Annotated in this window: 22 protein-coding genes, 1 tRNA gene and 1 pseudogene; 20 read left to right on the forward strand and 4 right to left on the reverse strand. The window is 64.5% G+C overall.

Features of this window, described 5'->3' with window-relative positions; translation table 11 throughout:
• The 12 genes and pseudogenes from BGO62_RS02390 to BGO62_RS02445 all read left to right on the forward strand — a co-directional run.
• Nucleotides 1–250: pseudogene (locus BGO62_RS02390) on the forward strand (TlpA family protein disulfide reductase); the annotation flags it as partial.
• Between the two features lie 37 nt (nucleotides 251–287).
• Nucleotides 288–1,754, forward strand: coding sequence for a hypothetical protein (locus BGO62_RS02395; protein WP_296638982.1), 1,467 nt, complete (start codon nucleotides 288–290; stop codon nucleotides 1,752–1,754).
• An 80-nt stretch (nucleotides 1,755–1,834) separates the two neighbouring features.
• Nucleotides 1,835–2,278, forward strand: a complete 444-nt coding sequence (locus BGO62_RS02400; protein ID WP_296638983.1) for a hypothetical protein — start codon at nucleotides 1,835–1,837, stop codon at nucleotides 2,276–2,278.
• A gap of 76 nt (nucleotides 2,279–2,354) precedes the next feature.
• Nucleotides 2,355–3,011, forward strand: coding sequence for a pentapeptide repeat-containing protein (locus tag BGO62_RS02405; RefSeq protein ID WP_296638984.1), 657 nt, complete (start codon nucleotides 2,355–2,357; stop codon nucleotides 3,009–3,011).
• A gap of 38 nt (nucleotides 3,012–3,049) precedes the next feature.
• Entirely contained in the window at nucleotides 3,050–3,418 is a 369-nt protein-coding gene (gene soxX / locus BGO62_RS02410) for a sulfur oxidation c-type cytochrome SoxX (RefSeq protein WP_296638985.1), read from the forward strand.
• 37 nt (nucleotides 3,419–3,455) lie between these two features.
• A complete protein-coding gene (gene soxA / locus BGO62_RS02415) occupies nucleotides 3,456–4,289 on the forward strand; it encodes a sulfur oxidation c-type cytochrome SoxA (RefSeq protein WP_296638986.1) in 834 nt (277 codons plus the stop codon).
• Between the two features lie 47 nt (nucleotides 4,290–4,336).
• Complete coding sequence (locus BGO62_RS02420) at nucleotides 4,337–4,660, forward strand: hypothetical protein (protein ID WP_296638987.1); 324 nt, start codon at nucleotides 4,337–4,339, stop codon at nucleotides 4,658–4,660.
• A gap of 132 nt (nucleotides 4,661–4,792) precedes the next feature.
• Nucleotides 4,793–5,392: a MotA/TolQ/ExbB proton channel family protein gene (locus tag BGO62_RS02425; protein ID WP_296638988.1), complete on the forward strand. Its 600-nt coding sequence runs from the start codon at nucleotides 4,793–4,795 to the stop codon at nucleotides 5,390–5,392.
• A 9-nt stretch (nucleotides 5,393–5,401) separates the two neighbouring features.
• Nucleotides 5,402–6,055, forward strand: a complete 654-nt coding sequence (locus tag BGO62_RS02430; RefSeq protein WP_296638989.1) for a hypothetical protein — start codon at nucleotides 5,402–5,404, stop codon at nucleotides 6,053–6,055.
• Nucleotides 6,052–6,567, forward strand: a complete 516-nt coding sequence (locus BGO62_RS02435) for a hypothetical protein (protein WP_296638990.1) — start codon at nucleotides 6,052–6,054, stop codon at nucleotides 6,565–6,567. Before BGO62_RS02430 ends, BGO62_RS02435 begins: the two co-directional genes overlap by 4 nt.
• A gap of 240 nt (nucleotides 6,568–6,807) precedes the next feature.
• On the forward strand, nucleotides 6,808–7,260 hold the full coding sequence (locus BGO62_RS02440) for a hypothetical protein (protein ID WP_296638991.1): 453 nt from the start codon (nucleotides 6,808–6,810) through the stop codon (nucleotides 7,258–7,260).
• A gap of 217 nt (nucleotides 7,261–7,477) precedes the next feature.
• Nucleotides 7,478–7,843 (forward strand): hypothetical protein, encoded by a 366-nt coding sequence (locus BGO62_RS02445; protein WP_296638992.1) that lies wholly within the window; start codon nucleotides 7,478–7,480, stop codon nucleotides 7,841–7,843.
• A gap of 488 nt (nucleotides 7,844–8,331) precedes the next feature.
• On the opposite strand, the gene BGO62_RS02450 is transcribed toward BGO62_RS02445, so the two are convergent.
• Nucleotides 8,332–8,407: transfer RNA gene (locus tag BGO62_RS02450), tRNA-Phe, on the reverse strand.
• Nucleotides 8,408–8,564: 157 nt separating this feature from the next.
• Between BGO62_RS02450 and BGO62_RS02455 the strand changes: the two genes are divergently transcribed.
• The 3 genes from BGO62_RS02455 (at nucleotide 8,565) to BGO62_RS02465 (ending at nucleotide 12,968) form a co-directional block, all read left to right on the forward strand.
• Complete coding sequence (locus BGO62_RS02455; RefSeq protein ID WP_296638993.1) at nucleotides 8,565–10,457, forward strand: DUF294 nucleotidyltransferase-like domain-containing protein; 1,893 nt, start codon at nucleotides 8,565–8,567, stop codon at nucleotides 10,455–10,457.
• Nucleotides 10,458–10,602: 145 nt separating this feature from the next.
• Nucleotides 10,603–10,929 carry a DUF485 domain-containing protein gene (locus BGO62_RS02460; RefSeq protein ID WP_296638994.1) on the forward strand — a complete coding sequence of 109 codons (327 nt, stop codon included), beginning with the start codon at nucleotides 10,603–10,605 and terminating at the stop codon, nucleotides 10,927–10,929.
• The gene (locus BGO62_RS02465) at nucleotides 10,929–12,968 is read left to right on the forward strand and encodes a cation acetate symporter (protein ID WP_296638995.1); all 2,040 of its coding nucleotides are present in this window, start codon (nucleotides 10,929–10,931) and stop codon (nucleotides 12,966–12,968) included. Before BGO62_RS02460 ends, BGO62_RS02465 begins: the two co-directional genes overlap by 1 nt.
• A gap of 33 nt (nucleotides 12,969–13,001) precedes the next feature.
• On the opposite strand, the gene BGO62_RS02470 is transcribed toward BGO62_RS02465, so the two are convergent.
• From BGO62_RS02470 to groES, 3 genes are all read right to left on the reverse strand, one after another.
• Entirely contained in the window at nucleotides 13,002–13,706 is a 705-nt protein-coding gene (locus BGO62_RS02470) for a 3'-5' exonuclease (protein ID WP_296638996.1), read from the reverse strand.
• A gap of 137 nt (nucleotides 13,707–13,843) precedes the next feature.
• Nucleotides 13,844–15,499, reverse strand: coding sequence for a chaperonin GroEL (gene groL / locus BGO62_RS02475; protein WP_296638997.1), 1,656 nt, complete (start codon nucleotides 15,497–15,499; stop codon nucleotides 13,844–13,846).
• 53 nt (nucleotides 15,500–15,552) lie between these two features.
• Entirely contained in the window at nucleotides 15,553–15,843 is a 291-nt protein-coding gene (gene groES, locus BGO62_RS02480; RefSeq protein ID WP_296638998.1) for a co-chaperone GroES, read from the reverse strand.
• 136 nt (nucleotides 15,844–15,979) lie between these two features.
• Between groES and bioA the strand changes: the two genes are divergently transcribed.
• The 5 genes from bioA to BGO62_RS02505 form a co-directional block, all read left to right on the forward strand.
• Nucleotides 15,980–17,284, forward strand: coding sequence for an adenosylmethionine--8-amino-7-oxononanoate transaminase (gene bioA, locus BGO62_RS02485; RefSeq protein WP_296638999.1), 1,305 nt, complete (start codon nucleotides 15,980–15,982; stop codon nucleotides 17,282–17,284).
• 314 nt (nucleotides 17,285–17,598) lie between these two features.
• The gene (locus BGO62_RS02490) at nucleotides 17,599–19,113 is read left to right on the forward strand and encodes a TolC family protein (protein WP_296639000.1); all 1,515 of its coding nucleotides are present in this window, start codon (nucleotides 17,599–17,601) and stop codon (nucleotides 19,111–19,113) included.
• Nucleotides 19,110–20,114: an efflux RND transporter periplasmic adaptor subunit gene (locus BGO62_RS02495; RefSeq protein ID WP_296639001.1), complete on the forward strand. Its 1,005-nt coding sequence runs from the start codon at nucleotides 19,110–19,112 to the stop codon at nucleotides 20,112–20,114. The genes BGO62_RS02490 and BGO62_RS02495 overlap by 4 nt, the downstream gene beginning before the upstream one ends.
• A gap of 28 nt (nucleotides 20,115–20,142) precedes the next feature.
• Complete coding sequence (locus tag BGO62_RS02500) at nucleotides 20,143–21,081, forward strand: ABC transporter ATP-binding protein (RefSeq protein ID WP_296639002.1); 939 nt, start codon at nucleotides 20,143–20,145, stop codon at nucleotides 21,079–21,081.
• The coding region (locus BGO62_RS02505; protein WP_296639003.1) for an ABC transporter ATP-binding protein at nucleotides 21,078–21,801 on the forward strand (724 nt) is incomplete at its 3' end. The genes BGO62_RS02500 and BGO62_RS02505, both read left to right, overlap by 4 nt.

Below are 21,801 nucleotides of genomic sequence, written 5' to 3' on the forward strand. Positions count from 1 at the left end.
GGGCGCTGCGCTGATGGGCGGACCGAAAGCAGTCATTCCCAACTCGGTGAAGACCATGCACTTCATCAAGAAGGAAAAGAATCTGAAGACCACCAAGATCTATGTCGCGCCGAACGATGCGCTGAGCGCAGACGGTGTGTCGACCCGCCTGGGCATCCGCGGCCTGCCGACCTCGTTCCTGCTGGACGAAAAGGGTGTGGTCCAGAAGGTGTTCGTGGGCCCGCAAAAGTGGAAAAAGGGCGACATCTGAGCCGATGGCTTCAGGTCGAAAACTTAAGGAGAATGCAATGAGTATCAACAGAAGGCAGTTCATGAAGGGCGCAGTCGCGGCCGGCGTTGCCGGTTCCGCCACCATGCTTAACTCCGGCAGCGCGTTCGCCGCCGTGCACAACCCCGTTGGCGAAGCCCAGGCTGAGCTGTTCGGCAAATTCAAGGGCAACGTGGTGCTGCTGCCGAGCAAGTACGGCGGCTACGTGCAGGCGATGGACTTGTCCGTGCCCGAGACCCTGGCCTGGTATTCCTACGGTCTGCACGGCATCGACATGCCGATCCCCCACCACATCGCTTCCATGCCGTCTGCCGATCCCTACAAGGGCTTCGACTTCTACCAGACCATGCAGCCGCCGGCATCGCCCTACGTCAACGAGAACTCTCCCGAGTGGCGTAACCGTGGCGACTTCAAGATGTTCAAGATGCGCTACGACGGCAGCGGCAAGCAGAACTCGATCAGCGTGGTCAACGACATCGGTGAAACCACCGGCATGTCGCTGGGCGTACACGTCTCCATCGGCGTGGGCGAAAACGCCAACAAGTACGTGGCGTTCGCGGACGGCCAGAAGGACATGGTGCTGATCACCGATCTGGGCGACGTGCCGAAGACCGTCAAGGCCTTCCGCTGCGACTACGATCCGATCGCGCGCCAGCTCAATATCAGCCACATCTTCCCCGATGCCACCACGGGCAAGTTCGACTTCGTGGGCCGCAAGGGCATGAAGACCACCCACGAAGCGATGCTGGGCGAAGAGCTGATGCCGGCCGACCCCACCGCAGTGTTCGTGGATGCCTTCACCTGGCACCCCACGCTGCCGTTCGGCGCCATCCTGATCCGCCGCCTCGGCTGCTGCGCCATCGTCGACACCCGCACCTGGGAAGTCGTGGCGCTGCTGTCGACCGCCAAGGGCTCGCCGGACAACTTCCCGCTGGTCAAGCAGACCGGCTTCACCTGGACCTTCGCCGTGCCTTCCGTGCTGACGCCTCTGCACGAAGCGGGCTTCATCACCAGCGGTGATTATTTTGTGGCCTGTAACAACGTGCTGCAGAACAACATCGCGGTGTACCGCTCGACCGACGAAAACCCCAACAAGTGGAAGAAGGAGACCTTCGTCGAAGGCTTCGGCACCAAGTACCTGCCGCTGCACATGGGCAACGTGCCGGATTCGCGCTTCGTCTACTTCACCATGTGGGCGCGCAAGCCCAACAACGGCTACATCTGCAAGGTCGATTCCAAGACCTGGCAGGTGGTCGCCAAGTGGGATACCGGTCCGGACCCCCACACCTGCGACTGCACCGTCGACGGCAAGTACATGACCACCGTGTACAGCGGACACCAGGCAGGCCAGTCCGGCCTGGTGGTGCTCAACGTCGAAAACGACAAGATCGAAGCGCGCCTGCCTTGTCCTGGCGGCATGCACGACCACGTCGTGGTTCCCGAGAGCTGGGAAGGCCTGAAGTTCTCCCGTAGCACCTCGGTGTAATCGGGTTGTCCCGCCGGCAGCATCCGCTGCCGGCGGTTTTTCACTGTGATGCATCGTCGATGCGAGCAAGGAGAAGCGAAATGAATATCAGCATTCTGAATCCGAGCCATTTGGCATATGCGGCACACCGGCTGGCCGGCATATTCCTGATGGCTTTGTTAAGCCTGCCAGTGCTGGCGTGGGCGCACAGCAACGACTATCTGGCCACGATCAAGGGCGCGCACGGCGGCATGGTGCGCATGGCGGAGATGTACCACTTCGAGCTGGCGGTTAAAAGCGGCGAAGCGCGCGTCTGGGTCACCGACCACGGCGATGCGCCGCAGCCGACCAAGGGGGCCAAGGCCACCTTGCGCCTGATCGACGGAAACGGCTCGGTCTCGGTGAACCTGAAGCCGGCCGCCGCCAACGAGTTGGCCGTCAAGGACGCGCGCATCAAGCCCGGCAAGGGGACCAAGATGGTGCTGACGGTCACCATGCAGGGCGAGCAGCCGCTGCAGACCCGTTTTTCGGTGGACGAAAAGTAAACGTATGCGGAGATGCCCCGGTGCCGGCCGCGGCACAGGCGGCGATTGCAGACTGGACAACCGAGGAGCGCATCCGATGAGTCGAGCCGATTCCCTGCTGCCGCCGCGCGCGGCCCTGGTCCGCGCAACGTTTGGCGTACTGGCCGCGCTTGCGGCATGCGCGGCCTATGCCCAGCCGGGCGCGGCGCAGACGGAAAACCGCAACCGCCTGGTCGCCACCAACAGCTGCGTCGGATGCGATCTGACGGGCGTCGATCTGAGGGGGCAAAACCTGCTCGGCGCCGATCTGCGCGAGGCGGATTTGTCGCGCGCCGATCTGCGCGGCGCATTCCTGATCGGCGCCAATCTGTTCAAGGCCCGCCTGGCCGGCGTCGACCTGAGCGGGGCGGTGATCGGCGGCACGGTCATGAATGGCGCCGATCTGCAGGGCAGCAATCTTGCCGGGGTGAACGCCAACCGCACGAGCTTCACCCAGGCCAAGCTGGCCGGGGTCGATTTCAGCGGCGCCCTGATGGAGCGCGCCGACCTGGAAGGCGCCGATCTGCACGGCGCAAATTTCAAGGACGCGGATTTGTACGAGGCCCGTTTCCTGTTCGCCGACATGGCGGACACGAATTTTCTGGGCGCCAACCTGCATGCGGCCGATTTCAGCGAGGCGGAGGTGTCGGGGATGCGGACCGATGCCAGCACGACCTGCCCGGACCTGAAACCGGGGCCGTGCGTTTTTCAGTAAGCCCGGGCGGTAGCGCCTGGATAAACCAAGGAGGACACATGTATCAATTTTCCACGAGCATCCGCGCCGCCGGCGCATGCCTGATTCTGATGGCCGGGTTCGCGCAGACGGTACGCGCGGACGAACCCAAGGCGCCCACCGGGCAGGAACTGGCTTTCGACAACCGCAAGGGCAATTGCCTGGCCTGCCACGCCATGCCGGGTGAATCGAAAGCCGTCACCAGCACCAACATCGCGCCGCCGCTGATCAGCATGAAGGAACGCTTTCCGGAGCGCGCGAAGCTCTACGCCCAGGTTTGGGACGCGTCGAAGGCCAACGCCGACACGCTCATGCCGCCCTTCGGCAAGCACAAGATCCTGAGCGACGACGAGATCAACAAAGTAGTGGATTACATCTACGGGCTGTAATGGCGCGTATTCATTATCGACACCGTAGGAGAGAAAAATGAAGCAACTGATCTGGATCATGTCCTGCCTGGGATGGCTCGCGGTCGCCGCGAATGTGCAGGCTGCACCGGAAGACGACCGCCTGAACGTGGTGAAGGCGGTGCAGAAAAAGTACCCCGAAATCAAGTTCGAGGATTACGTGCACGGCGCGCTGGCATTCAGCCCCGACGCCAAGGCCCAGTACGACGCCGTCATGACCTTCCCGCCTTATGACGCCGAAATCGAGAAAGGCGCCAAGCTGTGGGAAACCCCGTTCCAGAACGGCAAGCGCTACGCCGACTGCTTCCCGCGCGGCGGCAAGAACGTGGTCGGCAACTACCCGATGTACGATGCCGCCGCCAAAAAAGTGGTGACCTTCGAAATGGCGCTCAACCAGTGCCGCACGGCCAACGGCGAGACGGCCTACAAGCACAGCGACATGAACACCATGGGTCTGCTGACGGCCTATGCCCGTACCCTGTCCGATGGCATGAAGATGAACGTCAAGGTGGAAGGCGAGGGCGCGCTGGCAGCCTATGAGGCCGGCAAGCGCTTCTTTCACCAGCGCCGCGGCCAGCTGAACTTCTCCTGCGCGGGCTGCCATATCAGCAACGTCGGCAACGTCCTGCGCACCGAGTATCTCTCGATGGCGCCCGGCCAGGCCACCCACTGGCCGGCATTCCGCGGCGGCGACTACACGCTGTTCACCCTGCAGCGCCGCTATGCCGCGTGCAACCAGATGGTGCGCCTGGCACCGCTTGAAATCGGCGGCGAGGAATACAACAACCTCGAGTACTACCACAGCTACCTGAGCAACGGTCTGCCGCTGCAGGCATCGGTATTCAGGAAATGATCCGCAGCGCACGACAGGTGCTGCCCACTTATTCAAGGAGAACAGGGATGAATGTATTTCGGGGTGCGGTCCGCATGTTGGCCGCAGGCAGCTTGCTGCTTGGCGTCACGGGCGCGCATGCGGCTGAAAACGCGGCCGGCGCGGCGTTGACGGCCGATGCGGCGCAGGCGCTGTCGAATGCGGTGTTCGTCGTCGACATGGCAAAGAGCAAGCGCGCGCTGTGGACGACGGCGGCCGGCGCTCTGGCCCAGGCCCAGGAAGCCGCCAAGAAACAGGATAGCGCGGCCGTGATCAAGCATGCCGCGGTGGCCAGCGAACAGGCGTTTCTCGGCATGGCCCAGCTCGGCTACCCGCTCACCGTCGATCATTGAAACGGGTTCCCTGCGCCAACGGCCAAAACCCGACGGCGCAGGACCCATCCCGGAGCCCCGACGGCATTGACTTGCGCCCGGTTGCGGCACCGCGCCGGACAGGCCGATGCCGTTGTCTGAGGAATCACAAGAATGAAATGGGACTACCTGCTTTTCTATCGCTGGCTGGCCTTGAACGTGGTGGGTTTCGCCATTCTGTGGGTGTTCCACATGAACGGCATGGTCGTGCCCGTTTTCCTGGCGGACAGCTCCTACATCGTGTACGTGATCGCCGGCCTGTTCCTCTACGGCATGGTGCTGTGCGGATTTCGCGTCTGGAAGACGAGCCGCGAACTCAACTGGGTCAAGCGCGGCGACAAGGGCAAGCTCAAGGAGTTTGCCGACAAGAGCAGGCAGGCCGACCGTGAAAGCGTGAAGGAGGCGTTCGAGATCAAGCTGTTTGCGCGCATCTCCTTCGTCAAGTACATCTCGTCCAGCCTGGTCATGCTGGGCCTGCTCGGCACGGTGATCGGCTTCATCATGGTGCTGACCAACATTCCGCCCAATGCGGTGGGCGATGCGGCCCAGGTCGGCAAGCTGGTGGGCGCGCTCACCAATGGCATGGGCGTTGCGCTCTACACCACCCTGGTGGGCGCCATCACCAACCTGTGGCTGAACGCCAACTACAACATGCTGCGTACCGGGGTGGTCAACCTGATTGCCGCCATCCTGGAATCGGCGGATCCGCAATAGCCGTTCGCGATGAGCAAGCATTTTTCGTTCGATGCCGAAGCCGAGGACGATTCCGACGTCGTGTTCCGCGACGTCATCACCCTCGCGCTGCTCGGGTTCGTGTCGCTGGTCGTCATCATGCTGCCCCACATCAACCCGCCCAAGCAAAAGCAGGAAGAGAGCAAGGAGGTGTCGGCGCCCGGAAACGTGATCGTTGAAGCGCGCTGGGACGACCGCGTCGACGCCGACGTCGACCTCTGGGTGCAGGCGCCGGGCGACGTTGCCGTCGGCTATTCCAACCTCGGCGGCCAGGTCTTCAACCTGCTGCGGGACGACATCGGCTTCCGCAACGACGCCTCCAACCTGAACTACGAGAACGCCTTCTCGCGCGACATCCCGGCGGGCGAATACGCCGTCAACCTGCACATGTATTTCAACCGCGCCAACGTCTGGCCGCTCAAGGTCAAGGTTCTGGTGTCCACCATCAAGCCGAGCGGCAGTTCGCGCGTAAGCCGGCAGATACTGGTGTCCGACGTGGTCCTGCGCAAGCCCGGAGAGGAGCAGACCGTGTTCCGCTTCAAGCTGGACGACAAGGGCGAACTGCTTGCTTCCAGCGTCAACGCTGCGCCGAAGGCCCTGCGCACCGACGCGCCCGGCGGCTACAACTTCGATGCCTACAAATGAACATCCTGCTTGCCCTGCTGGTCGCCTATCTCATCGTTTCCCTGGGCTACGCCCTGTTTTCGCTGCGGACCACCCGCAGCCACGTTTTCCGGCTGACCTCGCTGCTTTATCTGGTGGTTTCGGTGGGCCTGGCGCTGTATCTCTTCAACCAGTTGCTGTCGCAGCCCAGGCCGATCGATCAGGAATACTTTTCCCAGGCCGAGGAGGCGGTGGTGCTGGCGGTGCGCCCGAAAGACGACGAGGCGATCTATCTCTGGCTGCAGCTGCCGGACCGCGAGTCGCCCGCCTACTACGTCATGCCATGGGACGGGCAGGCTGCAGGCGACCTGGAAATCGCGCAGCGCGAGGCGGCGCAGCAGGATGGACTGGTGCTGATGAAGCATCCGTTCAAGCGCAGCCAGCGCCAGGGGATCAAGGGCGACGACAAGGACAAGGTGTTCTACGCCACGCCGCCACCGCGGCCGCCGCTCAAGTCGGGGGAGATGGAGGGATCCGCTCAAGCCATGCAATAAGCCATGCAATACCGCCCGCCGCCCCTCAACCCGGCCAGGTGATCGCCATGCACGCGCTCTGAACGAAGCCTTGGCCTTGCCGTTTGCCGTGGCGGGCGAAGCGCCGGACCCGCTGCAACCGGCTTCGGCAGCGCAGGCGCGCGTTCCGTCATGGCGGCGCGGCGAAGATAGACCGATTAATCCGGCCGCGGCCGGCCGTTACGACTTTACTACCTGAAAATGAACTACTTGCTTGTTTTGATGCTGGCCTACTTCATGGTTTCACTGGGCTCCGTCCTGCTTTCAATGAGAACCACCCTCAGCTACGTCTTCGGCTTGATGTCGCTGCTGTATCTGCTGCTTGCCGTCGGCCTGGCGCTGTTTTTCTTCAGCCAGCTGCTGTCCCTGCCGAAGCCCATCAATCCGGCGTTTTTGGCCGAGGCCAGCGAAACGGACGTGCGGCCGGCGAGCCCGCAAGAACATCACGCCGGCCCGCGCAGCAAGCCACTTGCGAATGCAGACGAGCGGCAAGCCGTACCGCGCGGCAAGGCTCGACCGCAGGCGGCGGAGGAAACGAGCCATCCATACGGCGACGAGCGGCGCCGTGGCGCCAACGGCGGCGAACGCTACGAGACGTCTTCCGCCGCGTCCCTGCTTCTCCAGCCCGCGCAGTACGGCCTGTCGCTGGCGGGCATCCGCCCGGCCAGCTGGTAAATGCAATTCTGGATAGGGCGGGCCTTCCTATCAATGAGCAATGCCTACCAAAAGCATAGGCAGAACGGGGCCTGCCATGACCAGATGACCCATATCGGGTGACAAGCGGGCACATGACAGGCGGCGGCATCGCCCGGTTCGTCGAGCGTGCATCCCCGCTCCAGGGGGTGGACGCAGATGGAAAACCGCGAACAGGCGGCACACAAAAAGGAAAAAAATGGGAACCTTGGAATATCTTGATGCTGTAAAGAAATTGATCGGTTTAACTTCCGATTACCAGTTGGCAAAAATGCTGGATCTGGAGCCTTCCAACATCACCATGTACCGGAAGCGCCGCAGGGTCATGGACGATTACATCGCGTCGCGGGTAGCCGATCTGCTCAAGATCGAGGAGCTGGAGTTGATCGCGCAGGCGAACGCGGAGCGCGAAAAGAACGAGGAGAAGCGCGTCTACTGGGAAGCCAAGGCAAAAACGGCCCGCGAGAATCGCGAGCCGCTGGATGTGCTGGTGGCGGACGCTTGCCGCCGGAAAAACCGGCTCGCCGGACTGGTGGGCACTGCCTCGAAGCCTCTCGAATTGTAGTCAGCGCTGGGGCCGGATAACCCCGTTACGTCAACACCCTCGCCTCGGTGCTGAATGGATGCGGTTTTGATCGGCTCTGTCGAGCCAGCCTCCGGAATAGTAGGGCAGCCGTGACTGTGACATTGGCTGCCGATCCGGCGACTGGGGCGATCCCTGGTCCCGGCGTTCACTGACGGAGGCGTTTCGCACGCAGGAAGCGGCGCGCGGGTCGTCTCTGATTGCGCCGGGGGGCATCCTTGAAGCGCATGGCAGTCAGCGGCTGACCGTGTTTGGTCGGTGACGCGATGCAATTACAAAAAGAATACGGAAAACCCGCCCTCGATCAGTTTCGAGGCGTCGTCTGGGATCTGCCGGAAGCTAGAGGGCCTTGCTGGCGGCCAGCTCGAGCAGCGGTATGAGGTAAGCAGTGAGACTGGATCGAGTTGTCAGATTCAGTCACGCTGCCACAAATAAGAAACGGCCCCCATCGCTGGGAGCCGCTTGAATACTGGTGGCCAGGGGCGGAATCGAACCGTCGACACGCGGATTTTCAATCCGCTGCTCTACCAACTGAGCTACCTGGCCATTTTATTTTTTAGGTCTTTTCCCGCCCGCTGCGGTCAGGAAAGCGCGCAATTAAACCCCGAGTCGGCCCGCAAGTCAACAGGCGTGGACGTTGGCGGGCCTCGGCAGCAGATGGCGGGGATGACGGGACGGCGCCGGGATCAACTAATATTGCGCCATGGCCACGTCCCCTCCCTTCGCCAGCAGCCTGCTGCAAGCCACTGCCGAAGGCCTGCGCATGCAGGCGCCTTTTTCCGACATGGCGGAGGCGGACCTGGCGTGGCTGGTGGAGCGCCTGACGCTTGCGTATTTTCCGCAGCATGCAAGCGTACTGGAAGCCGGCGGCAGTCCCCCGGACGCCCTGTGCATCGTCAAGCAGGGGGTGATCGAAGGCGAGGCGCCGGGCCGCGAGGGCACGCGCCTGCTGCAGTTGACCAGCGGCGAGATGTTCCCGCTGGGGGCATTGCTGAGCGGACGTGCGGTGGCGAACCGTTACCTCGCGGCAACCGATACGTTCTGCTATCGCCTGGCGGCCGCCGACTTCCACGCCTTGCTCGGACGCAGCCGGGCTTTCGGCGACTTTTGCACGCGGCGGATTGCCAGCCTGCTGGAGCAATCGCAGCGAGTGGTGCAGTCCGACTATGCGCTGGCGCAGGATGACGAAAACCGTTTCACCCGCCCGGTGCGCAGCCTGATTCGCCGGACGCCGCTGGCGGTCGGGCCCGATACGCTCCTGGCGGAGGCGCTGGCGGCCATGAACGAGGCCAGGGTGGGATCGGTCGTGGTCAGGGATGCCGCGGCGGCGCCAGTGGGCATTCTGACGCTGAAGGATGTTTTGAAGCGCGTGACGCTGGCCGGCATTCCTCTGAGCACGCCGATCTCCGCCGTGATGACGCCCGGCCCGGCCACGCTGGATGGTGCGGCGCCGGTAGCGGACGCCTTGCTGCTGATGGCGCGTGAGGGCATCCACCATGTGCCGCTGGTGGAGGGTGGCCGGCTCGTCGGGGTGGTCTCGGAAAAGGACGTGTTTGCGCTGCGCCGCCTGTCCATGGAGGGCATCAGCGGCGCCATCGCGCGCGCCGGGGACGCGGCCAGCCTGCCCACGCTGGCGCAGGATATCGGCGCGCTCGCCCGCAATCTGCTGGCGCAGGGCATGGACTCGGAAAACCTCACCGCCATCCTGTCCAGCCTGAATGACCGGTTGGCGCGGCGGGTGATCGAACTCGAAAGCCATGCGGCCGACCTGCCTGATGTGGAGTGGTGCTGGCTGGCGCTGGGCTCGGAAGGGCGCATGGAGCAGACGCTCGCCACCGACCAGGACAATGCGCTGATCTACCGGGGCGCGACCGAGGAGCAGCGCGCGGCTCTGCTGGCCTTTGCCGGGCGGGTGAACCACCGCCTCGCGGCGTGCGGCTTTCCCCTGTGCAAGGGGGAGGTCATGGCCAGCAATCCAAAATGGTGTCAAAGCCTGGAGGCGTGGCGCACCACGTTCGCCAACTGGATACACCGGGGGGATGCGCCGGCCCTGCTGCATGCCAGCATCTTTTTCGATTTTCGTCCGCTGTATGGCGCACGCGCCTTGCCTGACGAATTGCGCGGCTGGCTGAACGACAGCATCAGGGACAACCGCCTGTTTCTCAAGCGCATGGCGGAGAATGCCCTGGCCAATCGTCCGCCGCTCGGACTGATGCGGGATTTCGTGGTGGCGACGGACGGGCCGCAGGCGCACACGCTGGATCTCAAGATCAATGGCATCACGCCTTTTGTCGATGCCGCGCGCATTTTTTCGCTGTATGCCGGGGTCGGCGAAACCGGAACGGCGGCGCGGCTGCGGGCTGCCGGACGCGCGTGGAACTTGGCGCCCGACGAGATCGAGGCCTGGGTGGCGGCTTTCCATTTCATCCAGCTGCTGCGCCTGCGCCATCAGCATATGGCGCAGGCGAAAGGGGAGCCGGTGGGCAATCGGATCGACCCGGAACAGCTCAATGCACTGGACCGGCGCATCCTGAAGGAGGCGTTCCGGCAGGCGCGCAAACTGCAGGCGGTCCTGAGCAGCTATTTCGAGTACTGACGCGTTCGGCGGGCGGATTGCGCCCGTCTCTTGTCCTTGGCCTTCATCTAGGGCGTTTTTTACGCTAAGGTTGCCTCCGGGTTCCTGCCCAGCCGCTCCGGCGCACGAATCGGGATATAACGTCAACTAGCCAGAGGAGTCTTCCATGTCCAGTCCACAACTGAATTGGGCCGCGATCGATCAGGATCCGCGGTTCCAGGCGCTACACAGAAAGAAAACCACTTTCCTATGGGGTCTGATGTTGTTCTCCATCGTCTATTACTTCCTGTTGCCGGTGGGGGCCGCCTATTTCCAGGAGCTGTTCAAGATCAAGGTGTGGGGACCGGTCAACGTGGGCATTCTGTTTGCGCTTTCCGAATTCATCGTGGCCTGGGCCATCGCCGGTGTCTATGCCCGGCGCGCCAACCGAGAATACGATGCCATGGCCGCAGAAATTGTGCGTGATGTCGAGAGCATCGGAGGGAGAAAATAATGGGACGCTACACCCTTCCCCTGTTGGGCGCAGCGGCGCTGCTTGTCTCGGGACTGGCTTTTGCCGGCACCGGCGCGGTGGCCGACGAATTCAAATGGATGACCTTCGCGGTGTTCGGTGCCATCATCGCCATCACCATGTACATCACCTACTGGGCGGCCAGGCAGACGCATACGACGTCGGAATTCTATGCCGCCGGACGCTCCGTCACCGGGGTGCAGAACGGCTGGGCGATTGCCGGCGATTACCTGTCGGCCGCGTCCTTCCTCGGCATTGCCGGCCTGATCTCACTGTACGGCTATGACGGCTTCATGTATTCGGTCGGCTGGCTGGTGGCCTACATCACCGTGCTGCTGGTGATCGCCGAGCCCTGCCGCAACATCGGCAAATACACCTTGGGCGACGTGCTGGCCTTCCGCAACCAGCCCAAGGCATCCAAGACCGTCGCCGCGCTGTCCACCATCACCGTCTCGACCTTCTACCTGACCGCACAGATGGTCGGCGGCGGCGTGCTGATCAAGACGCTGATCGGCATCGACTATCACATCTCGGTCATCGGCGTCGGCGTGCTGATGCTGGCCTACGTGGTGTTCGGCGGCATGAAGGCGACCACCTGGGTGCAGATCATCAAGGCGATCCTGCTGGTGACCGCGTCCATCCTGCTGGTGCTGTTCACCTGGGGCCAGTACGGCTTCTCGCTGCCCGGTTTCCTCACCGCGGTGGTCGGCGATCCCAAGGTGCAGGCGCAGGTCGCCAAGCTGGTGGGCGACGCCGCCACCAACATGACGCCGGCGGAACTCGGCCAGCGCTTCCTCGAGCCCGGCCTGTTCCTGAAGAACCCGATCGACCAGATCTCGCTGGGCATGGCGCTGGTGCTGGGCACCGCCGGCATGCCGCATATCCTGATGCGCTTCTTCACCGTGCCGACGGCACAGGAAGCCCGCAAGTCGGTGATCTGGGCGATGGCCATCATCGGTGGCTTCTACGTGCTGACCCTGTTCCTCGGCATGGGTGCTGCGATCAACGTCGGCTCCGCCACCATCGCCGGCATGGACAAGGGCGGCAACATGGCCGCGCCGCTGCTCGCGCAGTTCGTCGGCGGCGGTCCCGACTCCATGCTCGGCAACCTGTTCCTCGCCTTCGTCGCCGCCGTGGCCTTCGCCACCATCGTCGCGGTGGTCGCGGGCCTGGTGCTGGCGGCGGCCTCGGCGATGGCGCACGACATCTACGTCGGCGTCATCAAGGGCGACCACGCTTCGCCCAAGGAGCAGGTCGTCGCAGCGCGCGTGTCCTCGCTGATCGTCGGCGTGCTGGCCATCTACGTCGGCATCGCCGCCGAGGGCCAGAACGTGGCGCATCTGGTGGCGCTGGCCTTCGCGGTGGCGGCATCGAGCAACCTGCCGGCGGTGTTCCTGACCCTGTACTGGAAGCGTGCCAACACCTACGGCATCGTCCTCGGCATGCTGGTCGGCGCCATTTCCGCCATCGTGCTGGTGCTGGTGTCGCCCAACATGACCTATCCCGCGACGGTGGTGAAGGAGGCCAGGAAAGTGCTGGAAGGCGAACCGGCCCAGCCGGCCAAGCCTGCGGTTGCCGCGGTGCCGGCCAGCAGCTTTGCGTGCGAGCTGTTTGCCCTTGACGGCTGCGTGAAATCCGAGCCGGCCAAGCCCGCTGCGCCGGAAAAACCCGCCAAGCCGGGCGCGCCGGAGAAGCTGGCCAAGCTGCAGGAAAAGCTGCCGACGCTGAGCGACGCCAAGGAGATCGAGACGGCCAACAAGGACATCGCCAAGCTGGAAAAGGACATCAAGAAGGCCGAGGACGACCTGAAGAAAATGGAAGGCCAGACCACCAGCATGGTGGGCCTGGAAAAACCGTTCTTCCTGCTCAAGAACCCCGGCCTCATTTCCATTCCGCTGGGCTTCCTGATGGTCATCATCGGTTCCCTGCTGTTCCGCGACAAGCGCGCGGAAGAGATGTGGGATGAGCTCTACGTGCGCCAGAACACCGGCATCAACGCAGAGGGTGCCAGCGCCCACTGACGCGCATCTCAACGCGCCATCAAGCCCCCGGGGTCACAGCCGGGGGCTTTTTTGTTCGCTGTTGAGCCAGCGCGCCTGGCGGCCGAAGCGGTTGAGCTGCTTGAGACGGGTGAGCTTGTGCGCCCGCGCAAGCGGCAGCAGCGCCAGCCATAGCTGGGCGGTGGCGTAGGCATCGGCCAGCGCGCCGTGACGCTGATAAACGCCAATGCGAAAGTAGGCGAGCCAGTCGTCCAGCGGGCGGTTGAAGCCCGGACCCTGCGGCGCCAGCAGTGGCGCCAGCACCGCCAGGTCGAGCCACACGGCGCGGTCCTTCAGGCCCAGCCAGGCCTGGCTGGCACGTTCCAGTGCCAGCCGGTCGAACGCGGCATGGTAGGCCAGGCGCGGCTGGCCGCCGGCGTATTCGAGCCAGTCCAGCAAGGCCGCGGCCGGCTCCAGGCCGTTGAGCTGCTGCCCGGTGGTGATGCCGTGCACCAGGATGTTGTCGCTTGCGGTGGCTTCGCTCTGCCGCAAGCGCACTTCGCAGGTCGGCGCCATGGCGATGGCGTTGTGCTCGACCGTGACCGCGCCGATGGCGAGCAGGGGATCGTGCCGCGGGTTGAGTCCGCCGGTTTCGACATCCACCACCACCCAGCGCTCATCCAACGTCTGTTCCCTGACGGGTTTGAGCGTGAGCTGCAGCAGGCGCGACGCGAGCGCGGGCGGCAGGGCAGGGCGCGGGGGCTGGAAAGGCCAGATCACAGGTTGATCCGGCCTGGCTGCGAATGGCGGCGCATGGGCGGGCAAGCTCTCCTCGATAGGCTGGCCCGATGATAGCGGAGCGCGCATGAAAAAGCCCCGCCGAGGCGGGGCTTCTGCACGCATGGATGCGCGGGTTTTTACATCATGCCGCCCATGCCGCCCATGCCGCCGCCCAGGCTGCCCATGTCGGCGCCGCCGATCTGGGAACCCTTGTCGTCCGGCAGTTCGGACACCATGCAGTCGGTGGTCAGCATCAGGCCGGCGATCGACGCGGCGTTCTGCAGCGCGGTGCGGGTGACCTTGGTGGGGTCGAGCACGCCCATCGCCACCATGTCGCCGTATTCGCCGTTGCCGGCGTTGTAGCCGAAGTTGCCCTTGCCTTCCAGCACCTTGTTGACGACGACCGAGGACTCCTCGCCGCAGTTCTTGACGATCTGGCGCAGCGGCTCCTCGATGGCGCGCAGGACGATCTTCACGCCGGCGTCCTGGTCGTGGTTGTCGCCCTTCACCGCGGCAGCCGCGGCCTTGGCGCGCAGCAGCGCGACGCCGCCGCCGGGGACGATGCCTTCTTCAACGGCGGCACGGGTGGCGTGCAGCGCGTCTTCGACGCGGGCCTTCTTCTCTTTCATCTCGACTTCGGTCGCCGCACCGACCTTGATCACCGCCACGCCGCCGGCCAGCTTGGCCTTGCGCTCCTGCAGCTTCTCGCGGTCGTAGTCGCTGCTGACTTCATCGATCTGCTTGTTGATCTGGGTGATGCGGTTCTTGATCGCATCGGCATTGCCGGCGCCGTCGATGAGGGTGGTGTTTTCCTTGCCGACCTCGATGCGCTTGGCGCGGCCGAGGTCCTGCAGGGTGGCCTTTTCCAGCGAGAGGCCGACTTCCTCGGCGATCACGGTGCCGCCGGTCAGGATGGCCAGGTCTTCCAGCATCGCCTTGCGGCGGTCGCCGAAGCCCGGGGCCTTGACGGCGCAGGTCTTGAGGATGCCGCGGATGTTGTTCACCACCAGGGTGGCGAGCGCTTCGCCGTCGACGTCTTCGGCGACGATCATCAGCTGCTTGCCGGCCTTGGCAACCTGCTCCAGCACGGGCAGCAGGTCGCGGATGTTGGAGATCTTCTTGTCGTACAGCAGGATGAACGGATCTTCCATGATCGCCATCTGCTTGTCGGGATTGTTGATGAAGTAGGGCGACAGGTAGCCGCGGTCGAACTGCATGCCCTCGACCACTTCGAGTTCGTTCTCCAGGCCCGAGCTGTCTTCGACCGTGATCACGCCTTCCTTGCCGACCTTGTCCATCGCGGCGGCGATGATGTCGCCGATGGAGGAATCCGAGTTGGCGGAAATGGAACCGACCTGGGCGATTTCCTTGCTGCTGGTGCAGGGCACGGAAATCTTCTTCAGCTCGGCGGTGATGGCGGTCACGGCCTTGTCGATGCCGCGCTTCAGATCCATCGGGTTCATCCCGGCGGCGACGTACTTCATGCCTTCGTTGACGATGGACTGCGCCAGCACGGTGGCGGTGGTGGTGCCGTCACCGGCGATGTCGGAGGTCTTGGAAGCGACTTCCTTGACCATCTGCGCGCCCATGTTCTCCAGCTTGTCCTTCAGCTCGATTTCCTTGGCGACCGACACGCCGTCCTTGGTCACGGTGGGGGCGCCGTAGGAACGGTCGAGCACCACGTTGCGGCCTTTCGGGCCGAGGGTCACCTTGACGGCGTCAGCCAGGATGTTGACGCCTGCCACCATGCGGTGACGCGCGGAATCGCCAAAACGTACGTCTTTTGCTGCCATGTTTTACTCCTGAATATTTGAATTCGATTGGGATGGAATGAGCGATGGTTCGCTTATTGCTCGACCACGCCCATGATGTCTTCTTCGCGCATCACCAGCAGTTCCTCGCCTTCGATCTTGACGGCCTGGCCGGCGTACTTGCCGAACAGCACGCGATCGCCGACTTTCACGTCCAGCGGAATCAGCTTGCCCTGGTCGTCTTTCTTGCCGGCGCCGACGGCGAGGATTTCGCCCTGATCGGGTTTTTCGGTGGCGTTGTCGGGGATGACGATTCCGGAAGCGGTCTTGCGCTCTTCTGCCATGCGCTTGACAATCACACGGTCGTGCAGAGGACGGATTTTCATTGCAAAGTCTCCATTGCGGTACGTTGATAATGGGCAGCGCGGCTGCCCGAAAGGAATAAGCAGGCGGCGAGTCGTTGTTAGCACTCGCCGCCGTTGAGTGCCAATAATAGGGGCGGAAAGTTTCAATTTCAAGTCCATGGACGATTTATTAAGCCGCACCCGTGCCGCCGTGTGGCACCCCTGCACCCAGATGAAGCAACTGGAAGCCGTCCCGCCGCTGGCGATTGCGCGCGGCGAAGCGGCGTGGCTGATCGGCGTCGACGGGCGCCGCTACCTGGACGCGATTTCCAGCTGGTGGGTCAACCTGTTCGGCCATTGCAATCCGCGCATCAATGCCGCCATCGTCGACCAGCTCGGCAAGATCGAGCACGTGATGCTGGCCGGGGCGACCCACGCGCCGGTGGTGGAGCTGTCGGAGCGGCTGGCGCGGCTGACCGGGCTCGGCCACGCCTTCTACGGTTCGGACGGTGCCTCGGCCACCGAAATCGCGCTGAAAATGAGCGCTCACTACTGGCGGAACGCAGGGCAGGCTGGGAAAAACGCTTTCGTCAGCCTGCAAAACGGCTACCACGGCGAAACCGTCGGCGCGCTGTCGGTGACCGATATCGCGCTGTTCAAGGACACCTACGCCCCCTTGTTGCGGCATTCGGTACAGGTGCCGACGCCGGATGCGCGGCTGGCCGAACCCGGAGAGCGCGCCGAGGCCTGGGCGCTGCGCTGCGCCGCCGTGCTGGAGGCGCACCTTGCCGAGCACGCCGCCACCACCGCCGCCTTCATCGTCGAGCCGCTGGTGCAGGGCGCGGCGGGCATGGCGATGTACCACCCGGTTTATCTGGCCCGCGCGCGCGAACTGTGCGACCAGTATCAGGTGCATCTGATCGCCGACGAGATCGCCGTGGGTTTCGGCCGCACCGGCACCCTGTTCGCATTCGAGCAGGCATCCATCCGCCCCGACTTCATCTGCCTGTCCAAGGGCATCACCGGCGGCTATCTGCCGCTGTCGGCGGTGCTGACGACCGACGCCGTCTATGCCGCGTTCTACGGCGATGCCATCGCGCGCGGCTTCCTGCATTCGCATTCCTACACCGGCAATCCGCTCGCCTGCCGCGCGGCGCTGGCCGTGCTGGACATCTTCGAGGCCGACCGGGTCATCGACGCCAACCGGCTCAAGGCGCAGGAATTCACCCGCGCGCTGGCGGGGGTGGCGGCCCACCCGCGAGTGGGCCATTTCCGCCAGGCCGGCATGATCTGGGCGTTCGACGTGACGGCGGCACGCCCCGGTTTCTCCTCCCGTTTTCATCGGGCGGCTTTGGAACGGGGGGTGTTCATCCGTCCCATCGGCAATACGGTCTATGTCATGCCGCCCTATGTGACGAGTGCCGATGACATGAGCGCGCTGGCAGCGACCCTGCTGGCCTGTCTTGAGCGCCCGGATATCTGATTGACGCGGGCTTGGCCGGCTCGGCGCCAGGTCGGGCGGTATAAAGATAGCGTTCAATAACTAGCCGTATGCCTTGGGAGCCCCGGCCATGCCCGGCGAAGCCGCGCGCAAACGGCGCTCGGCCATGCATTGCCCGGCGCAGGTTTCAATCGCGTTGAATGCGCCCGTTGTCGGTGAGATATAGATTTATTGTTTTTAACAATGGGCGATCACGGGCGGCCCAAATTCTTGACAAACCCGGCTCGAGACAGATAATAAGTAACTGATTACTTACTTGGTGCGGCTTTCATGGAAAACCCGGAATGGATGCGCGTATGAAACCCCTGTCGCGCCTGCTGCTGTTCACCTTGCTTCTTTCCCCCTGGAAGACGGCCTTTGCCGGCGATCCGCTCGCTTTGTGGGAGGCGATGGAGCGCGCCGTGCAATCCAACCCGGCCATCAAAAGCCAGCAAGCCGAAGTCGGCCGGCAAACGCTGGAGCGGGATATCGCCCGCAGCCAGCATTTGCCCAGGGTCGAGCTGAATGCGGCGTACACGCGCCATGCCTACCCGGCATTGATCACGCCGATCCGCGAGGCAGGCGTTTTTCCGCCGATGGACAGGGATATTGCCAACATCGGTCTGGCACTGAAGCTGCCGCTATACCGCGGCGGCAAACTGGCCGCCGGCGAAGCGCTGGCCGTGCACAGCCGCGAGGCGTCGGTCCAGGCGTTGCGTGCCAGCGGGCAGGACCTGCTGTTCAATGTCGTCGCCACCTACACCAAGGCCCTGCATTTCAGGCAGCTCGGGCAGGTTCTCGACGCCCGCATCAAGGCGCTGCAGCGGGAGGAAAAGGACATCGGCCTGCGCATTCGGGAAGGCCGCGCCGCGCAGCTCGACCTGATCCGGCTGCAGACGCAGTTGTCGCAGGCACGCTACGACAAGGTGTCGGTCACGCAGGGCGAGAAGGATGCGCTTTCGCTGCTGGTCGCCCTGCTGGGCGAGCGCGGGCCGGCGCCTGTTCTGGCCGAGCTGGGGGTAACCGCGCCGGTCCTGCCGGCTTCGTTCGAAGCGGCGCTGAGCCGCGCCCTGCAGCAGCGTCCGGATCTCCTCGGGCTGGATGCCGCGGGCCGTGCGGCACAGCAGAAAACCGCCATCGCCCGTGGCGACCGGCTGCCGCAGGTCGATCTGGTGGCAAGGGCGCAGGAGAGCAGCGGCGGCGACTGGAAAGGCTACGACGATTCGCAGATAGGCGTGCAATTGTCGCTGTCCCTGTTCGACGGCAGCATCCGCAAGCGCCGGGTGGAACAGGCGGTGATCGAGCAGCGGCAAAACGCCCTGCTGCAGGAAGACGCCCATAACCGCATCGCCAGCGAGGTCGAACAGGCGTTTGGCGCGCTGGCCGAATCGCGTGCCAGGCTGGACGCGGCCGCCCAGGGAGAAACCGAGGCCGGCGAAGCGCTGCGCATCGAGACCCTGCGCTACCGCAGCGGCGAAAACACCATCACCGACCTGCTCGGCGCCGAGTCCGCCCTGTGGTCGGCCACGGCGAACCGCCTGCAGGCGGGATACGACATCGCCGTGAGTCAGGCGCAGTTGCTGCGCGCCACCGGCGAGCTCGCGCCGGACAGCTTCCGGCCCGCGGAGGCCGGCAGGAAAACCGGCATGCCGCCGTCCTCGTCCGCAACCGCCCCCCGCACGCCTGCGCACTACCTCGCCTGGCACGACGGCATAAGGGCTTGCGAGGCCGACATCGCTGCCGGGAGTGTGCATGCCGCTGCTTTTCCCGATCAAGACCTCACCGCAAAAAACCTTGCGGGGCACGCCATCCAGCAAGGAGCAAGACTATGAACAGGAAGATCGTCATCGGCGGCGTCGTCGCTGCCGGCATCGTCGCCGCTGCGCTGTGGAAATTCGCGCCCTGGGCGGAGCGGCTGGACGAAAGCACGGTATTCGCCTCGGGCACGGTGGATGCGACCGAGGTCGCCGCCGCCTTCCGGGTGCCGGGCATCCTGGGCAAGCGGCCGGTGGATGAAGGCAGCCGCGTCAAGGCGGGCGATCTGCTGGCGGCGCTCGACGACCGCGAGGCCGCCGCCCGGCTGCGCCAGGCGGAAGCCGCGCAGCAGGCTGCCGAGGCCCGCCTCAAGGATCTGCAGCAGGGCTATCGCGCGCCGGAAATCGCCGAGGCACGCGCGCAGCTCGAACAGGCGCGCGCCAACCGGGCCAACCTTGACGAAGAGGCGCGGCGTTCCGAGGTGCTCTTCGAGGGCGGCGCCACCAGCCAGCAGCGGCGCGACAGGGATCGCACCGCGGCCGTCGTCGCGGCGCAGCAGGCGAGCGCGGCACAGGAACGGCTCAAGTTGCTGCAAAGCGGCTATCGCCCCGAAACCGTCAACGCCGCGCGTGCGCAAAGCGACGAAGCGCGGGCGGCGGTCGCCGCCGCCCGCGTCGCCCTGGAGGACTTGCAGGTGACCAGCCCGATAGATGGCGTGGTTGCCCGCAAGCATGCCGAGGTGGGCGAAACCCTGGGCGCCGGGCGCCCGGTGGTGACGGTCACCGATATTTCCCGGCCCTGGCTCAGGGTCTACATTCCGGAAAACCAGATCGGCAAGGTGCGCCTGGGCGCCGCCGCCCGGGTCAAGGTCGACACCTTCCCCGAGCGCGAATTCGAGGGCCGGGTGAGCTACGTGTCGTCGCAGGCGGAGTTCACCCCCAAGAACGTGCAGACCCAGGAAGAGCGGGTGAAGCTGGTGTTCGCGGTGAATGTGAGCGTCGACAACCAGGACGGCACGCTCAAGCCGGGCATGCCGGGCGATGTGTACATCTCGGCGGCGGGCGGGAGCTGGCAATGATCCCTCTGGCCGCGCACGGAGACACGGTGTGAACGAAATCGCCATCGCGGCCAGCGGGCTGGGACGCGCATTCGGCGGCATGTGGGCGGTGCGCGGGCTCGACCTGCAGGTGCGGCGCGGCGAGATCTTCGGTCTGGTGGGGCCGGACGGCGCCGGCAAGACCACCGCCATGCGCATGCTGACCGGCATTCTCGCCGCCAGCGAAGGCGCGGCCACGGTGGCAGGGTTTTCCATCCACGACGAGGCGGAGGCCATCAAGGTGCGCATCAGCTACATGTCGCAGCGTTTCGGCCTGTACGGCGACCTCACGGTCGAGGAAAACCTGCGCTTCTACGCCGACCTGTACGAAGTGCCGCGGCGCGAGCGCGAGCCGCTGGAACAGCGCCTGCTCGGCTTTTCCAACCTGACGCCGTTCAGAAAGCGCCAGGCGCGCAATCTTTCCGGCGGCATGAAGCAGAAGCTGGGGCTGGCCTGCGCGCTGATCCACAAGCCGGAAATCCTGTTTCTCGACGAGCCCACCAACGGCGTCGACCCGGTGTCGCGGCGCGATTTCTGGCGCATCCTCTACGCCATGCTGAAGGAAGGGGTGACGATCTTCGTTTCCACCGCCTACCTCGACGAAGCGGAGCGTTGCAGCCGCGTCGGCCTGATGCATCGCGGCCGCCTGATCCAGTGCGACACCCCGCAGAAACTGAAAGAAGGCCTCCCCGGCCAACTGCTGGAACTGGCAACCGCGCAGCCGCGCCTCGCGCGCGAGGCGCTTGCCGCGCAGCTGGGCGCCAATCGTGTCAGCCTGTTCGGCGGCATGCTGCATCTGTATGCCGAAGAGGCGGCGGAAGCGGAGCAGGCCCGGGCCATCCTGCAGCAGGCGGGCATCGCGGTGCTGGCGGAAAAAGTCATTGCCCCGACGCTGGAAGACGTGTTCATCCATCGGGTGACGCGGGATGACGCCGAGGCGGCGGCATGAACACGGACCACGCCGTCGAAGTGCGCGACCTGACGCGGAGGTTCGGCGATTTCGTCGCCGTCGACCGCGTCTCGCTCAGCGTGGAAGCCGGCCAGGTGTTCGGCTTTCTCGGCCCCAACGGCGCGGGCAAGTCGACCACCATCCGCATGCTGTGCGGCCTGTTGCTGCCGAGTTCCGGCGCGGGCCGGGTGGCGGGTTTCGACATCATGACCGAGTCCGAGACCATCAAGCGCCACATCGGCTACATGTCGCAGAAATTTTCGCTCTACGACGACCTTTCGGTCGAGGAAAACATCGACTTCTTTGCCGGCATCTACAACGTGCCCCGGACCAGGCGCCGCGAACGCAAGGACTGGGTGCTGGACATGGCGGGCCTGGCGGACAAGCGCAACAGCCTGACCCGGTCGCTGGCCGGCGGCTGGAAACAGCGCCTGGCGCTGGGCTGTGCGGTGCTGCACGAGCCGCCGATCCTGTTCCTCGACGAGCCGACCTCGGGGGTCGATCCGCTGTCGCGCCGCCAGTTCTGGGATCTGATCGCGCAGATGGCGCAGCGCGGCACCACCGTGTTCGTCACCACCCATTACATGGAAGAGGCCGAATACTGCGACGAGCTGGTGCTGATCTCGCGCGGCCGGATGATCGCCAAGGGCAAGCCCGCCGAGCTCAAGAGCGTCATTCCCGAGGACATCCTGGAGATCCGGGTCGAGCACCCGTCCGAGG

It is taken from the genome of Thiobacillus sp. 65-1402 (assembly GCF_001897685.1).
Taxonomy (GTDB): Bacteria; Pseudomonadota; Gammaproteobacteria; order Burkholderiales; family Thiobacillaceae; genus Thiobacillus.

Bases quoted from the DNA above. Each gene is read 5' to 3' on its own strand.
- BGO62_RS02395 (WP_296638982.1), top strand. From the start codon at position 288: ATGAGTATCAACAGAAGGCAGTTCATGAAGGGCGCAGTCGCGGCCGGC.
- BGO62_RS02400 (WP_296638983.1), top strand. From the start codon at position 1,835: ATGAATATCAGCATTCTGAATCCGAGCCATTTGGCATATGCGGCACAC.
- BGO62_RS02405 (WP_296638984.1), top strand. From the start codon at position 2,355: ATGAGTCGAGCCGATTCCCTGCTGCCGCCGCGCGCGGCCCTGGTCCGC.
- soxX (WP_296638985.1), top strand. From the start codon at position 3,050: ATGTATCAATTTTCCACGAGCATCCGCGCCGCCGGCGCATGCCTGATT.
- soxA (WP_296638986.1), top strand. From the start codon at position 3,456: ATGAAGCAACTGATCTGGATCATGTCCTGCCTGGGATGGCTCGCGGTC.
- BGO62_RS02420 (WP_296638987.1), top strand. From the start codon at position 4,337: ATGAATGTATTTCGGGGTGCGGTCCGCATGTTGGCCGCAGGCAGCTTG.
- BGO62_RS02425 (WP_296638988.1), top strand. From the start codon at position 4,793: ATGAAATGGGACTACCTGCTTTTCTATCGCTGGCTGGCCTTGAACGTG.
- BGO62_RS02430 (WP_296638989.1), top strand. From the start codon at position 5,402: ATGAGCAAGCATTTTTCGTTCGATGCCGAAGCCGAGGACGATTCCGAC.
- BGO62_RS02435 (WP_296638990.1), top strand. From the start codon at position 6,052: ATGAACATCCTGCTTGCCCTGCTGGTCGCCTATCTCATCGTTTCCCTG.
- BGO62_RS02440 (WP_296638991.1), top strand. From the start codon at position 6,808: ATGCTGGCCTACTTCATGGTTTCACTGGGCTCCGTCCTGCTTTCAATG.
- BGO62_RS02445 (WP_296638992.1), top strand. From the start codon at position 7,478: ATGGGAACCTTGGAATATCTTGATGCTGTAAAGAAATTGATCGGTTTA.
- BGO62_RS02455 (WP_296638993.1), top strand. From the start codon at position 8,565: ATGGCCACGTCCCCTCCCTTCGCCAGCAGCCTGCTGCAAGCCACTGCC.
- BGO62_RS02460 (WP_296638994.1), top strand. From the start codon at position 10,603: ATGTCCAGTCCACAACTGAATTGGGCCGCGATCGATCAGGATCCGCGG.
- BGO62_RS02465 (WP_296638995.1), top strand. From the start codon at position 10,929: ATGGGACGCTACACCCTTCCCCTGTTGGGCGCAGCGGCGCTGCTTGTC.
- groL (WP_296638997.1), bottom strand. From the start codon at position 15,499: ATGGCAGCAAAAGACGTACGTTTTGGCGATTCCGCGCGTCACCGCATG.
- groES (WP_296638998.1), bottom strand. From the start codon at position 15,843: ATGAAAATCCGTCCTCTGCACGACCGTGTGATTGTCAAGCGCATGGCA.
- bioA (WP_296638999.1), top strand. From the start codon at position 15,980: ATGGACGATTTATTAAGCCGCACCCGTGCCGCCGTGTGGCACCCCTGC.
- BGO62_RS02490 (WP_296639000.1), top strand. From the start codon at position 17,599: ATGAAACCCCTGTCGCGCCTGCTGCTGTTCACCTTGCTTCTTTCCCCC.
- BGO62_RS02495 (WP_296639001.1), top strand. From the start codon at position 19,110: ATGAACAGGAAGATCGTCATCGGCGGCGTCGTCGCTGCCGGCATCGTC.